The sequence below is a fragment of the Arthrobacter sp. GCM10027362 genome, assembly GCF_042679445.1.
In the GTDB taxonomy this organism is placed as follows: domain Bacteria; phylum Actinomycetota; class Actinomycetes; order Actinomycetales; family Micrococcaceae; genus Crystallibacter.
Window position 1 is genome coordinate 1 of the sequence record NZ_JBHTML010000117.1, and the last position, 13,210, is coordinate 13,210.

At 66.9% G+C, this 13,210-nt stretch carries 11 protein-coding genes and 1 other RNA gene; 11 read left to right on the forward strand and 1 reads right to left on the reverse strand.

What is annotated here, in order from left to right; genetic code table 11:
• Window position 1 precedes the first annotated feature (1 nt).
• The 11 genes from ACFQ36_RS15260 to ACFQ36_RS15310 all read left to right on the forward strand — a co-directional run bounded on the left by ACFQ36_RS15260 (window position 2) and on the right by ACFQ36_RS15310 (window position 9,219).
• Entirely contained in the window at window positions 2-649 is a 648-nt protein-coding gene (locus tag ACFQ36_RS15260; protein ID WP_377015047.1) for a TetR/AcrR family transcriptional regulator, read from the forward strand.
• Window positions 642-1,394 (forward strand): 3-hydroxybutyrate dehydrogenase, encoded by a 753-nt coding sequence (locus ACFQ36_RS15265; protein ID WP_377015049.1) that lies wholly within the window; start codon window positions 642-644, stop codon window positions 1,392-1,394. Before ACFQ36_RS15260 ends, ACFQ36_RS15265 begins: the two co-directional genes overlap by 8 nt.
• Window positions 1,391-2,353: an alpha/beta fold hydrolase gene (locus ACFQ36_RS15270; protein WP_377015050.1), complete on the forward strand. Its 963-nt coding sequence runs from the start codon at window positions 1,391-1,393 to the stop codon at window positions 2,351-2,353. Before ACFQ36_RS15265 ends, ACFQ36_RS15270 begins: the two co-directional genes overlap by 4 nt.
• 135 nt (window positions 2,354-2,488) lie before the next feature.
• Window positions 2,489-3,217: a cell division ATP-binding protein FtsE gene (ftsE, locus tag ACFQ36_RS15275; RefSeq protein ID WP_377015051.1), complete on the forward strand. Its 729-nt coding sequence runs from the start codon at window positions 2,489-2,491 to the stop codon at window positions 3,215-3,217.
• The gene (ftsX, locus tag ACFQ36_RS15280) at window positions 3,214-4,128 is read left to right on the forward strand and encodes a permease-like cell division protein FtsX (RefSeq protein ID WP_377015052.1); all 915 of its coding nucleotides are present in this window, start codon (window positions 3,214-3,216) and stop codon (window positions 4,126-4,128) included. Before ftsE ends, ftsX begins: the two co-directional genes overlap by 4 nt.
• A 4-nt stretch (window positions 4,129-4,132) precedes the next feature.
• Window positions 4,133-5,629 (forward strand): peptidoglycan DD-metalloendopeptidase family protein, encoded by a 1,497-nt coding sequence (locus tag ACFQ36_RS15285; protein ID WP_377015054.1) that lies wholly within the window; start codon window positions 4,133-4,135, stop codon window positions 5,627-5,629.
• Between the two features lie 240 nt (window positions 5,630-5,869).
• The gene (locus ACFQ36_RS15290) at window positions 5,870-6,592 is read left to right on the forward strand and encodes a DUF4190 domain-containing protein (protein WP_377015056.1); all 723 of its coding nucleotides are present in this window, start codon (window positions 5,870-5,872) and stop codon (window positions 6,590-6,592) included.
• 121 nt (window positions 6,593-6,713) lie between these two features.
• A complete protein-coding gene (gene smpB / locus ACFQ36_RS15295) occupies window positions 6,714-7,184 on the forward strand; it encodes an SsrA-binding protein SmpB (RefSeq protein ID WP_377015058.1) in 471 nt (156 codons plus the stop codon).
• Window positions 7,185-7,334: 150 nt separating this feature from the next.
• Window positions 7,335-7,703: a transfer-messenger RNA gene (gene ssrA / locus ACFQ36_RS15300) on the forward strand.
• 185 nt (window positions 7,704-7,888) lie between these two features.
• Window positions 7,889-8,365, forward strand: coding sequence for an SRPBCC family protein (locus tag ACFQ36_RS15305; RefSeq protein ID WP_377015060.1), 477 nt, complete (start codon window positions 7,889-7,891; stop codon window positions 8,363-8,365).
• Between the two features lie 224 nt (window positions 8,366-8,589).
• Window positions 8,590-9,219: a matrixin family metalloprotease gene (locus ACFQ36_RS15310; protein WP_377015062.1), complete on the forward strand. Its 630-nt coding sequence runs from the start codon at window positions 8,590-8,592 to the stop codon at window positions 9,217-9,219.
• 61 nt (window positions 9,220-9,280) lie between these two features.
• Here the strand turns inward: ACFQ36_RS15310 and ACFQ36_RS15315 are convergent.
• Window positions 9,281-13,210: Pls/PosA family non-ribosomal peptide synthetase (locus tag ACFQ36_RS15315; RefSeq protein WP_377015064.1), on the reverse strand; the 3,930-nt coding region annotated here is incomplete at its 5' end.

A 13,210-nucleotide genomic window follows, 5' to 3' on the forward strand; every position in this document is an offset into this window, starting at 1 on the left:
GGTGAGCGGGGCACCGCGCACCGCGCGCGGCAGCCGGACCCGGGCCCGGCTGCTGGCGGCGGCCGAGAGCGTTTTCGCCTCGGTGGGCTACCACGAGGCCTCGATCGTGAAGATCACCGAGCAGGCGGAGGTGGGCCTGGGCACGTTCTACCTCTATTTCGAGGGCAAGCAGGCCATCTTCGACGAAGTGGTCGAGGACCTGAACCGCCGGGTCCGCCATGCGATGACCGAAGCGGCCCGCAGCGCCGGGAACCGGCTGGAGGCCGAGCGGGCAGGTTTCCGGGCGTTCTTCCGCTTCACCGCCGAACACCCGGCGCTGTACCGGATTATCCGCCAGGCCGAGTTTGTTTCGCCCGGCGCGCTGCGGATGCACTACACCCGGATTGTCAACGGCTACATCGAAGGCCTCAAGGCTGCCCAGGCCGCCGGCGAGGTCCGCCGGCTGGATCCGACCGTGGCCGCCTGGGCGCTGATGGGCATCGGCGAACTGATCGGCATGCGCTGGGTGCTCTGGGAGGAGCCCGGGGAATCCGGTCCCGGGCCCCGCCGGGAAGTCCCGGACCATGTTTTCGAAGAGATGATGCAGTTCATCGAACGGGCACTGGCACCCGATGCTGCACCGGACCAGGAAGGAACCACGGATGGTTGAGCAGACTCTCACCGGCAGGCGGGCGATTGTCACCGGAGGGGCCGGCGGGATCGGGGAAGCCTGTGCCCGGGCACTGGCAGCCCGCGGCGCCAAGGTGACCGTGGCGGACCTGGACGGGCCTGCGGCCGAGGCGGCGGCGGCCGCCATCGGGGGAGAGGCCTGGCAGGTGGACCTCAGCGACACCGCGGCGCTGCAGGACCTGGCCCTGGAGGCGGACATCCTGGTCAACAACGCCGGCATCCAGCGGATCGGCCCGATCGAGGAGTTCGACCCGGAGGCTTTCCGGCTGATCCTGCGCCTGATGCTCGAATCCCCGTTCCTGCTGGTGCGCGCGGTGCTGCCGGGGATGTACCAGCGCGGCTTCGGGCGGATCATCAACATCTCCTCGGTGCACGGGCTGCGCGCCTCCGCCTACAAGTCCGCCTATGTCGCCGCCAAGCACGGGCTCGAGGGCCTGTCCAAGGTCACGGCGCTCGAGGGCGCTGCGCACGGGGTGACCAGCAACTGCATCAATCCCGGCTACGTCAGGACGCCGCTGGCCCAGAAGCAGATCGCCGACCAGGCACGGATGCACAACCTGCCCGAGGGCGAGGTGGTGGCGAAAATCATGCTGACCGAAAGCGCGATCAAGCGCCTGGTGGAACCGGACGAGGTGGCCTCGCTGGCCTGCTGGCTGGCCGGAGACGACGCCGGCATGGTCACCGGTGCGTCGTACACCATGGACGGCGGATGGAGCAGCCGATGAGCCCCTGGCAGCGCGCCGACTACCGCAGCGTCGATGTCCGGGTCCGCGGCGGCCTGCTGCGCGCCGGAATCTGGGGGCCGGAGCCCGGGCCGGAGGGCCCGGCCGGGCCGACCGTCCTGGCCGTCCACGGGGTGACAGCCTCCCACGTGGCCTGGGGCCTGCTAGCGGACGAACTGCCCGGGGTCCGGTTGGTCGCCCCGGACCTGCGCGGTCGCGGACGGAGCAACGCGCTGCCGGGCCCTTTCGGCATGGCCGCGCATGCCGATGACCTGGCGGCCGTGCTGGCCGCGCACGGCATTGGTACCGCAGGCACCGGCCACGGCAGAGGGGGTGCCGTCGTCGTCGGCCATTCCATGGGCGCCTTCGCCGCCCTGGTGCTCGCCCACCGCTACCCGCAGCTGGTGCGGCGGCTGGTCCTGGTCGACGGCGGCCTGCCGCTGCAGGTGCCGGCGGGCTTGAGCGCCGACGAGGTGGTGGCCGCGGTGCTGGGACCGGCCGCGGAGCGTTTGAGCCGGCAGTTCCCCAGCCGCGAGGCCTACCGCCTGTTCTGGCGGGAGCACCCGGCATTCGAGCTGCATTGGAACCCGCTGGTGGAGGCCTACGTGGACTATGACCTGGACGGGGAGGGGCACCAGCTGCGCCCGTCCACCAGCTACCAGGCCGTGGCCCAGGACACCGTGGACCTGAACGGCGGCGGGGAACTGCTGGCCGCGCTGGCGCACCTGTCCGTGCCGGCGCTGCTGCTGCGCAGCCCCCGCGGGCTGCTGAATGAGCCGCAGGGCCTGTACCGGCCGGAGTACGTCCGCGAGTGGACCGCGAAGACCCGGCTGCTCACGGCCCGCGACGTGCCGGATACCAACCACTACAGCATCCTCATGGACCATCCCGGGGTGGAGGCGGTGGCGGGGGCTGTCCGGGAGGCGCTGGAGCCGCAATTATCCCACCCGTCGGGTCGTTAACCGGGCGTTCACCTGCGGCGACACGCCCGCACGCCTGCCGGGTAATCCCAAGCGGGCATGACTATAGTCGAAAGGCCGATGCACCCCAGCCAGGCCTTTTGTCATCGGTGGCAGAAACGTGGGCACACAGCAGTCATGATTCGATTCGACAACGTCACCAAGATCTACGACCAGAAATCGCGGCCCGCACTGGAGAACGTCAGTGTGGAGATCGACCGCGGGGATTTTGCCTTCCTGGTCGGATCGTCCGGCTCGGGCAAGTCCACCTTCATCCGCCTGGTCCTGAAGGAGGACCGGGCCACGCGCGGGGCCGTTTACGTCGCGGGCCGGAACGTGGCCAACATTCCCAGCTGGCGCGTGCCCAAGCTGCGCCGCGGCATCGGCGTCGTCTTCCAGGACTTCCGGCTGCTGCCCAATAAGACGGTGGCCGCCAACGTGGCCTTCGCCATGCAGGTGATCGGCAAGAGCCGGGCGGTGATCCGCGAAACCGTGCCCGAGGTGCTCAAGACGGTGGGCTTGGAAGGCAAGGACCACCGCATGCCCCACGAGCTCTCCGGCGGCGAGCAGCAGCGCGTGGCCATTGCCCGCGCCATCGTCAACAAGCCCGGCATCCTGCTGGCGGACGAACCCACCGGCAACCTGGACCCCACCACTTCCATGGGGATCATGAACGTACTGGACCGGATCAACCAGAACGGCACCACGGTGGTCATGGCCACCCACGACAACGTCATCGTCAACGAGATGCGCCGTCGCGTGATCGAACTGGTGGACGGCAGGCTGGTCCGCGACGAAGCGCAGGGCATCTACGCGGGTTCCCAGGACAAACAGCCGGCGTCGGAACCGAAGGGCAGCGCCGTATGAGGCTGGCATTCATCCTCGGCGAGATCGGCTCCGGCCTGCGGCGCAACCTCTCGATGCTCATCTCGGTGATCCTGGTGACCTTCATTTCACTCACCTTCGTGGGGGCGGCGGGCCTGCTGCAGCTGCAGATCAACCAGATGAAGGGCTTCTGGTACGACAAGGTCCAGGTCGCGGTCTTCCTCTGCGTGGACACGTCGACGGCGGCCAGCTGCGCGTCCGGCCCCGTCACGGACGAGCAGCGCTCGGAGATCGAGGCCACGCTGAAGTCCCCGGCGGTCGCCCAGTACGTCTCCAGCTACCATTTCGAGTCCCAGGCGGACGCGCTGGAGCACTTCAGGGAACAGTTCGCCAATTCGCCGATCGTGGATTCGGTGACCGCGGACCAGCTGCCCGAATCCTTCCGGGTCAGCCTCGTGGATCCGCAGAAGTACGAGGTCATCAACGAGGTCTTCTCCTCGCTGCCCGGCGTGGAAGTGGTGGTGGACCAGCGGGAGGTCCTGGAACGGGTCTTCTCCGTCATGAATATCGCCTCGCTGGTAGCCGTGGGTATCGCGGCCGTCATGATCGTCTGCGCCATCCTGCTCATAGCCACCACCATCCGGCTCTCCGCCTTCAGCCGCCGCCGGGAAACCGGCATCATGCGCCTGGTCGGCGCGTCCAAGGTCGTGATCCAGCTGCCCTTCATTCTGGAAGGCGTGATTGCCGCGGTGATCGGAGCCGCGCTCGCTTCGCTGGTGCTCTGGGCGGTTGCCCGGTTCTTCATCGGCGGCTGGCTTGCGGAGCAGTATCCGGGCACCGCCTTCATTTCGGACGGAGCGGTGCTGTTGATCGCCCCCGGGCTGCTGCTGCTTGGTGCGCTGCTGGCGGGAATTTCCTCGCTGCTGACCCTGCGCCGTTATTTGAAGGTTTAGACTCGTGACCAGTCAACAAAACAACAGGTGGGGGGACCGGTCGGTGCAGCATGGCTACAGCTTTGTCCGTTCCAGGCAGCAGTGCCGTCCGAAGTGGTTCCCGCAAGGCTTGCTCGCAGCCGGGCTGTCCGCCCTGCTGCTGCTCACCTTGGCCACCGCCGGGCCCGCACAGGCGGACCAGCTCGACGACCGCAAGCAGGCGCTGGAGCAGGAAATCGCCGAAGTTGAGGAGTCCCTCGAATTCCTCGACGCGGACATCGTCAAGACTGTCACGAAGCTGAAGGAGTACCAGCACCAGCTGCCGGCGGCCCAGCAGGCGCTCTCCGAGGCGCAGGGGCGCGTGGAGGAAGCCGCCGCCCAGGTCGCGGCGCTGTCCCAGCGCGTGGACCTGGCCCTGCAGACCAAGGACAAGATCAACCAGCAGATGGCCGACGACGAGGCGCGGCTGGCCGATACCAGGAAGCTGATCGGCCAGATCGCCACCCAGGCGTACAAGCAGGGCGGTGTTCCTTCCAACCTCCAGCTGTTCTTCGGCTCCGGTCCCAAGGCCGGCCTGGCGGACACCATGAGCATGGCCGACCAGGCCCTGCGCACCCAGAACGCCGCCTTGGACCGGCTGTCCCAGCAGAATGCCACGAACGTGAATTCCCAGGCGCGCCTGGAGGCGGTCGAGGAAGAGATCCGCAGCCTGAAGGAGCAGGCCGAGGCCGCCCTCGCCGTCGAGCAGGCAGCCCGGGACGAGGCCGCCGCCGAAAAGGAGAAGGTGGACCAGCTCATCTCCGACACCTCGGCGCTGTCCGACGAGCTTCAGGCCCGAAAGCCGGAAATCCAGAAGAAGCTGGCCGCGGCCGAATCCGAGCATGCCCAGGTGCAGGCCGAGATCGCCGAGCGGCAGGAGCGCGAGCGCCGCGAAGCCGAGGAACGGCGCAAGCGCGAGGAGGCCAGGCGCAGGGCGGCGCAGCAGGCCTGGGAACGGGAACAGGCGCGGATCAAAGCCGCCCAGGCCGCCGCCGCCGCCAAGGGCCAGCCGGTGCCGCAGATTGTACCCACCGTGCCCAAGCCGCCGGCGGCACCCTCCCGGCCCTCCTCCTTTGGCCTGATCGCGCCGGTGTCGGCATGGGTTTCCTCGGGCTTCGGCTGGCGGCCGACGCCGGCCGGAACCATCGACTTCAACGGCCAGGGCGGCTATATGCATACCGGCTTGGACTACGCTGCCGGCTGCGGCACGCCGGTCAGGGCGCCGGCATCGGGCAGCGTTATGTACGCCCAGTGGGGCGGGGCCGCGGGCAACTTCGTGGTGATCAGCCACGGGGTGGTCGGGGGCAATGCGCTGGCCACCAAGTACTTCCACCTCACCCGCTCCGTCGTCTACCCGGGGCAGCAGGTCAGCCAAGGGCAGACCATCGGCTATGTGGGCACCACCGGCAACTCGACCGGCTGCCACCTGCACTTCGAGACGGTGCTCAACGGCACGCTGGTGAACCCGGCCGGCCTGCTCTGATCCCAACGCGGCTCAACGAAGGTTGCCGCTGCGGAATGGGCATGCCGCCAGGCAGGGATCCCTGCCTGGCGTTGCCGCCGGCGGCTCCCGCAGGCCCTCGGGATGGGCCATATCCCGCCGTCCTCCAAACCTGGGCGAAGATACTTCGCGCCGACGTGTATCCAAGTCCTGGTCTCAGGGCTAGACTGCGTACGAGGCGGCCACGCCGCCTCCCTGGCCAGGACAAGAAACGGGGGGATCATGTCCGATCAGACGCCTCGACCCGAGGCCTCCGCCGAATTGGATCCGCAAGACCGCCACGTGCCGGAAGGCCGAAATCCCGACGGCGAATCCCACGCCGGCCGAGCTGCGGGTGGCAATGCTGCACCGCAGCAAGGAGCGGCGCAAGATATTTACACCCGCTATCCGCAATTGAGCGGCCACGACTACGCCGCAGGACCACCGCAGCCGATGGGACTTGCCATCGCGGCTTTGGTAATCGGCATTGTGTCTTTCATGGAAGCCGCGGTTCCCATTGTTGGCGTCGCCAGCTTCCTGATCGGCCCTCTCGCCATAGTTTTCGGCATCATTGCCCTGCGGAAGAAGCAAAAGAAGCCGATGGCTATCACCGGCATCGTGCTTGGAGCCGCAGGGATGATCATTGCGGCCATCGTCTCAGTCATGGTTGTCTATTTTGCGAACCAAATTATCGGCGCGCATACTGTGCGGTACGTAGTCACCTCGGACGGACCTGCCACGGTCGCATACTTCAACGGATCCGAGACGGTGCGGGAGCAGATCAGCGGAAACTGGGAAAAGGACATTTCCTATACCGGCTTGCCTTACGCCTCCGTCTCGGTCGATTCGCCGGGCACGGCGGCGGTAGGTTGCCACATCCAGATGGACGGCTCGTCTGCCACCACGAACTCCGGGACCGGACAGGTCGACTGCGTATCCGGAAACATGCAGTTCTGGCGGCGCTAACTGACGGGACAGCAGCCCGCCGTGCATGCTGAACTCCCTGCGTGTGCGCTCCGACAGCAACCGTCATCGCGGGGACGGTGTGCGGATATACTGGTTTTTTCAAAAGTGAAGGAGTTGCCCCGTGCCCAGGGAAAGTGGCCGCAAGGCAGTGGCCACCAATCGCAAGGCGTTCCACGACTACCATGTCCTGGACACCTACGAAGCCGGCATGGCGCTGATGGGCACCGAGGTCAAATCCCTGCGCGAGGGCCGGGCGTCCCTGGTAGACGGCTTCGCGACGTTCTATAACGACGAGCTCTACCTGGAGAACGTCTACATCCCGGAGTACCTCAACGGCAGTTGGACCAACCACGCCGCCCGGCGCCGTCGGAAGCTGCTGCTGCACCGGGCGGAGCTGGACAAGATCTCGCACAAGGTGCGCGAAACCGGCTTCACCATCGTTCCGCTGCAGCTGTACTTCCTGGACGGGCGGGCCAAGGTCGAGATCGGCGTCGCCCGCGGCAAGAAGGACTACGACAAGCGGCAGGCCCTGCGCGAGAAGCAGGACAACCGCGAGGCGCTGCGCGCCATGCGCGCACGCAACCGGCGCTGACGGCGGTTGCTTCCGGATTGCGGCGGGTCGGAATATTTGCCCCCACACATGGGTTACAATAATTACTCCGGCGCCACCGGATGGGTTCAGCCCTGAGGGTCGGTGCCGGACAGTGGCCAATAAGGGCGACTGGAATTGGTAACTGAATACGGGGATGATTGGTTTCGACGATGTTAGTCGCGGCAGGTGAAGCGGGCCGAGGATGCAGAGTTATCTCGTAAACGCTCTCTGTAAACCAATAAGTGCCGAATCTAAGCGCACTGACTTCGAACTCGCTGCCTAAGCAGTAGTTCAGTCCGTCAGCCCGGGGATGCTCTCGCCCCGGTAACTGGCGTCATTTAGAGGGCCACTGCCGGACACTTTCGCCGTTGGAGTGTCCGGGACTTTTAGACGGCTGGGCCCGGGTTAGCCACTCGTTTGCATGATGGCTAGGGCCGAGAAAGCCCGAAGCAAACTGCGCCCGGAGAAGCCCTGGCAACACAACATCGGACGGGGGTTCAATTCCCCCCATCTCCACGGACTAGGCCCCGCGTAAGCGGGGCTTTTTCTTTGCCATGGACTTGACGGATTCCGCCGCGGACTGGGGTTGGACATTATTGGTCAGTATGCTTAGTTTTTAGGGGTGGCCCATGCCGTTGCGATCCGGCGTCCGGCGGCCCCTTGAACCCGCGACAGCGGGCTGATCCAACTGAAGGAGGAAGCAGATGGAAACCGTGGAAGAGACCATTGATGTAGAGGTCCCGGTCAGCGTGGTCTACAACCAGTGGACCCAGTTCGAATCATTTCCGCAATTCATGTCTGGCGTTGAGTCCGTCACCCAGCTGACGGATACGACCAACCACTGGAAGACCAGGATCGGCGGCATGGAACGCGAGTTCGATACCGAGATTGTCGAACAGCAGCCCGACCAGCGGATTGCCTGGCGCAGCGTGGACGGCAAGAGCCACGCCGGCGTCGTCACGTTCGCTCCCGCCGGTGCCAACAGCACCCGGGTATCGGTCCGGTTTGAATGGGACCCGGAATCCTTCACGGAAAAAGTCGGCGCGGCCCTGAATATCGACAGCGCGCAGGTGAAATCCGACATGCGCAAGTTCAAGGAATTCATCGAGTCCAGGGGAACGGAAACCGGAGGCTGGCGCGGCCAGGTGGAGGACTCCGGTCCCGCCGGAACCCAGCTCTAGTCCGGCACGGAGCAGGCGGCCCGCCCCGCGAGGGGGCGGGCCGCCTGCCGTTGGTCCGGGCACAGAATGGACCTAACCGCAGCACAGCCTATACACATCCGCGCCGCACTACAGTGGGTCTTCTCCGGAAGCAACAGGACGAAGGAGCGGCAATGATGTATGGATCCGCCGGCCGTTGGCGCCGGCTTCCGGCAGGCCGGCCGGACCAGGCAGCGACACGTGGGATGCTGGTCTTCGCTGTCCTGGCTGCCGGCCTGGCCCTGGCCGGATGCTCACCTTCCGGCGGGCAGGGCCGGGGGACGGGGGACGGCGGGAACAGCGCCCAATCGGCACCGGCGCAGTGCGTGGCGCCGGCCGGTGCCCGGACGCAGGACATCGACCCGGAAGATTCTCCGGTCAAGCCGTGGCGGAAGCCGGCCGGGCGGGAACTGGTCGTGGAGTTTGAAACCGGCGGACTGTCCGAACGCTATGCCCGGCTGGTGTCCGAAGGCACCGGCATCTGGTCGAGGAGTCCGTGCCTGAACGCCGTCGTGGTGCAGTCCTGTTCCGCCGGCGCGAATTGCGTGACCATCGTCGAAGACGACAGCCGTTCGCGCCGCACCGACGGTGAAATGGAATGGGACGGCGACGACGCGTACATGGAAGGCGCGTCCATCACCTTGTACACCCGGCCGCTGGACCGTTACAGCGACAATGGGGCGCTGGCCACGGTGGTCCACGAGATGGGCCACGCCCTCGGCCTGGACCACCGCCTGGAACGCTCCGACGTCATGAACGCCGTCACCGGCGACGACACGGACCCGGTGCCCGACGCCGTCGACTTTGCGAACCTCGCGGTCCTGTACGGCTCCTGAACCGGCATGCGGCGGCGGCCCGTCCCCGGAAGGGAACGGGCCGCCGCCGGCCGTCAGGCACTTATTGGGCGGGAGACGCCTGCAGTTCCCCGGCTTCGTCCGCGCCGGCCTTCGGTGCAGGCGGTGCGGAGACCAGGCGGGCCGGGTTGCCGCCGAAGACGCTGCCGGCTGGCACTTCCTCGCCCTTCATCAGGAACGAGTCGGTCTCAAGCGCCGAGCCGTCGCCCATCTTGACGCTGTAGTGCACGAACCCACCGGTGCCAATGGTGACCTCGTTGCCGATGGTGATGGCGTCGAGTTTGAAGGCCCCGTCCTCCATGGAGTGGCACTGGAGGCAGCTTTGGGCGTTGATCGTGCAGTAGTCGCCGATGGTGACCAGTGTCTTCTCCGGTATGACGACGCCGTCGTCGAAGAGCTTTTTCCCGACACGGACGCCGAGCAGGCGCAGGAGGAGCGGTTTGAAGGGGGTGCCGTTGAACATCTGTTCCACTGCGTCAGGGGCACTGAGTTTCCAGAAGCGTTCGTGCCGCCAGAACGGGTGCTGGTAGATGGAGCAGAATATCGGGACCAGCCTTCGGAAGCCCTGGGAAGCGTGTTCCACGAGGGCGGCGACCGCAATGGCGTAGACCAGCAGGACGACGGCGGCAGCCATCACCGCGAAGGCGCCGAACTGGAAGAGCATGCCCAGTGCCACGGCCCCGACCACCAGGCCCACATAGAAGTTGATCCACCGGATGAGCAGGAACAGGGCCAGGGTCACCGCGTTGTGCCGGTTCTTCAGGGGCAGCCGCTCGCGCAGTTCCTGTTCGGTCTTCAGTTCGTCGAAGGTACTGTCGCGTTCCACCGAGCGCGGGATTTCGAACGGCGGAGAGCCGAGCAGCCCGGTGTTTTCCCGGACCGGGCCGTCGATGGGGACCTGGACCTTGGTGCCGAAGAGGCAGTTGTCTCCGGTTCGGCCACCGGGGGGGTACACGATGTCGTTGCCGTAGTAGCTGCGCGCGCCGATCGATGTGTGGGCGACACGGAAGGACGTGCTGGAATAGTCGGCGTTGATGATCGACAGCCCGTCCGAGACCATCGTTCCGCTGCCCACGGTCGAGAGCAGCGGGTTGTCCTGCTTGAGCCCGGTGCCAAAGTTCGACCCAGTCTGCACCAAGCCTGGCTGGTGGTAACCCAGCAGCCGCAGGTAGTGCACCACCAGGGAACTGTCGCCCGAAATCTGCATGAAGAACTTGACGTTGGTCAGACCCACGATCCAGCGCTGGATGACAAAGCGGATACCGAACAGCGGGTAGACCTTGCCGGGGGCCAGGAAGAAGTTAAGCAGGCGGGGGATGACCGCTACGGCGACAAGACCTGCGGTGAGGCTGGGGAAGAACACGGCCGCGGAGATGCCCAGAAGCTCAAGGTACAGGGGCCATCTTGTGGCAGCCAGCAGACCGGTGGCCAGGAACGGCGGCAGGACGAACGCCACGGCGCTCATCGCCAGGGGCAGCACGATCGCGAACCGGGTGAAGACCGTCCAGAAGCTGTACAACACCCGCCGGCGCATGGCTCCGCCTGCCACCGGTTCGACCGTCCGGTAGTTGGCGGTGGTGGGCTGGGCGGGGGAACCGTGCCAGCTTTCGCCAGCCGGCACCGACTGGTGGCGGTGAAGCGATGAGGCGTGCCCCAGTTGGGCGTCACTGCCCATGGAAGTGTCGATGTCCAGGAAGGTGTGTTCCCCGATGAGGACGTTGCTGCCCAGCGTCACCGGCCCGGTTTGGATCCGGCCGCCGCGGGCCCGGTAGCAGCTGAACGACGAGTCCTTTCCGGCTATGGTCCAGTCACCGATGGTGAGCAGGTCGGTGCAGACCGGCACCGCGGAGAAGATGGTGACGCCCCTGCCGATCTTCGCCCCCAGGGCCCGCAGGTACAGCGAGTATATTGGCGTGCCGGTGAACATCCGCAGAGGGGTGAGAGTCACGAGATTCTTGACGAACCAGAAGCGGACATAGGCCAGCCCCCAGATAGGGAATTCCTGGGCTTTCCAGCGGCCGACGATGATCCACTTGAGCAGAATCGGAACGGTGCTGAACACTACGAAGGCACCGATCCCGAACACAATGGACTTCTCGATGACAACCACGGGGTAGGTATCTTCAATGATCCAGAAGAAGGCGGCGATCACAATGGAGATCATGGCATAGCTGTAACCGGCCGCGATGAGCAACTGGAGGGCCCCGCACAACACGTACTGCGCCGTCGAAACCTTGTACGCCGGCACGGCCTTGGTGTCCACGTCCTGTACCGGTGTATCGGCGGCTTGCTTGTCCAGTACGGCCGCCAAGTCCTGGATGGTGGGATTCTGGTAGATATCGCGCATGGCCACCGGGGGCAGGCCGGTGTGTTTCCGGACGGCGGCGGAGAAGTTGGCCATGAGCAGGGAGTTGGCGCCGAGGTCGGTGAAGAAGTCGGCGGTGGCCGGGACCTGGTCCAGGCCGAGCACGGGTCCCAGGCAGGAGGCGAGCAGTTTTTCGGTGCCGGTGCGCGGGGCGGTGTGGGGCCCGGTGCCGCCGGTGAGCCGGCGGGCGGGGGCGGGCAGGTTCTTGCGGTCGGCCTTGTCGGAGGGGAGCATGGGGATCGCGGGCAGGTGTTCGAGGTAGGCCGGGACCATGTAGCCGGGCAGGTGCTCGCGCAGGTGCTGCTGCAGTGCGTGCGGGTCCGGGGGCGCGGCCCCGGGGCGCAGGCTGTACCAGGCGGCCAGTTCGACCGTGCCCGGGGCCGGGGTGTGGGTGTCGGCCACGGCCTGGGCGATGGCCGGGTGGGCCAGGAGCACGGATTCGATTTCGGTCAGTTCGATCCGGTAGCCGCGGATCTTGACCTGGGTGTCGATCCGGCCCAGGTATTCGATGGTGCCGGCCTCGGTGAAGCGGCCCAGGTCCCCGGTGCGGTAGATGCGCCGGGAGGGGTTGTTGTCGATGCCCAGGAAGTCGGGGATGAAGGCCTTGGCGGTCTGTTCCTCGCGGTTGACGTAGCCGCGGGCCAGGCCCGGTCCGGCCAGCCCGATTTCCCCGGTCTCGCCCGGGGGCAGGGCCCGGGGCGCCTCCGGGTCCAGGATCACGGCGGTGTAGGTCGGCAGCGGCACGCCCAGGGTGACCGGCTTGTCCGGGTGGACCAGGTCCCAGGTGGCGGTCACGGTGGCCTCGGTGGGCCCGTAGACGTTCAGGAAGCGCCGCCCCTGCCGGTGCCAGCGCGCGACCAGATCGCGCGGGCAGGCCTCGCCGGAGACGAGCAGAAAGCGCAGGTCCGGCAGGTCCTCGTCCAGGGTGGCCAGCAGGGTCGGCACGCAGCACAGGGCGGTGATGCGCTGCTCGCGCAGGTACCGGCCCAGTTCCATGCCCAGCAGGGAGGACCCGGCCGGCTTGGGCACCAGGGTGGCCCCGACCATCCAGGGCACCCAGATTTCCTCCATGGAAAAGTCGAAGGCGATCGTCATGCCCTGGTAGACCCGGTCCCCGGGCTCGTAGCCGTAGGTGCCGGCCGCGACGGTGACGAAGTTGCAGATGCTCGCGTGTTCCACGGCCACGCCCTTGGGCCGGCCGGTGGAGCCGGAGGTGTAGATGATGTAGGCCAGGGAATCCCCCGCCGGGGCGTCCGGGCGGGCCGGGTCCTGGGCGCTGATCAGCGGGTCCTCCTCGTCCAGGCAGACCACCTGCGCCCCGGTGCCGGCGACCCGGGGGCGCAGCGAGGAGAGGGTGAGCACGCAGGAGGCCCCGGCGTCGGCGACGATGTAGGCCAGCCGGTCGTCGGGAAAGCCCGGGTCCAGCGGCACGAACGCGGCCCGGGCCTTGAGCACCCCCAGCAGCGCCGCATAGGCGCGCACCGGCTGGTCGAACAACAGCGCCACCTTCGCCCCCGGGCCCACCCCGCGGGCGGCCAGGTAGCGGGCCAGCCGGTTCGCCCGCTCGTCCAGCTGCCCGTAGGTCAGGGACCCGCCCGGCCCGTCCAC

What these genes read in the sequence shown, in the direction of transcription:
- ACFQ36_RS15265 (WP_377015049.1), top strand. Translation starts at nt 642, where the DNA reads ATGGTTGAGCAGACTCTCACCGGCAGGCGGGCGATTGTCACCGGAGGG.
- ACFQ36_RS15270 (WP_377015050.1), top strand. Translation starts at nt 1,391, where the DNA reads ATGAGCCCCTGGCAGCGCGCCGACTACCGCAGCGTCGATGTCCGGGTC.
- ftsE (WP_377015051.1), top strand. Translation starts at nt 2,489, where the DNA reads ATGATTCGATTCGACAACGTCACCAAGATCTACGACCAGAAATCGCGG.
- ftsX (WP_377015052.1), top strand. Translation starts at nt 3,214, where the DNA reads ATGAGGCTGGCATTCATCCTCGGCGAGATCGGCTCCGGCCTGCGGCGC.
- ACFQ36_RS15290 (WP_377015056.1), top strand. Translation starts at nt 5,870, where the DNA reads ATGTCCGATCAGACGCCTCGACCCGAGGCCTCCGCCGAATTGGATCCG.
- ACFQ36_RS15305 (WP_377015060.1), top strand. Translation starts at nt 7,889, where the DNA reads ATGGAAACCGTGGAAGAGACCATTGATGTAGAGGTCCCGGTCAGCGTG.
- ACFQ36_RS15310 (WP_377015062.1), top strand. Translation starts at nt 8,590, where the DNA reads ATGCTGGTCTTCGCTGTCCTGGCTGCCGGCCTGGCCCTGGCCGGATGC.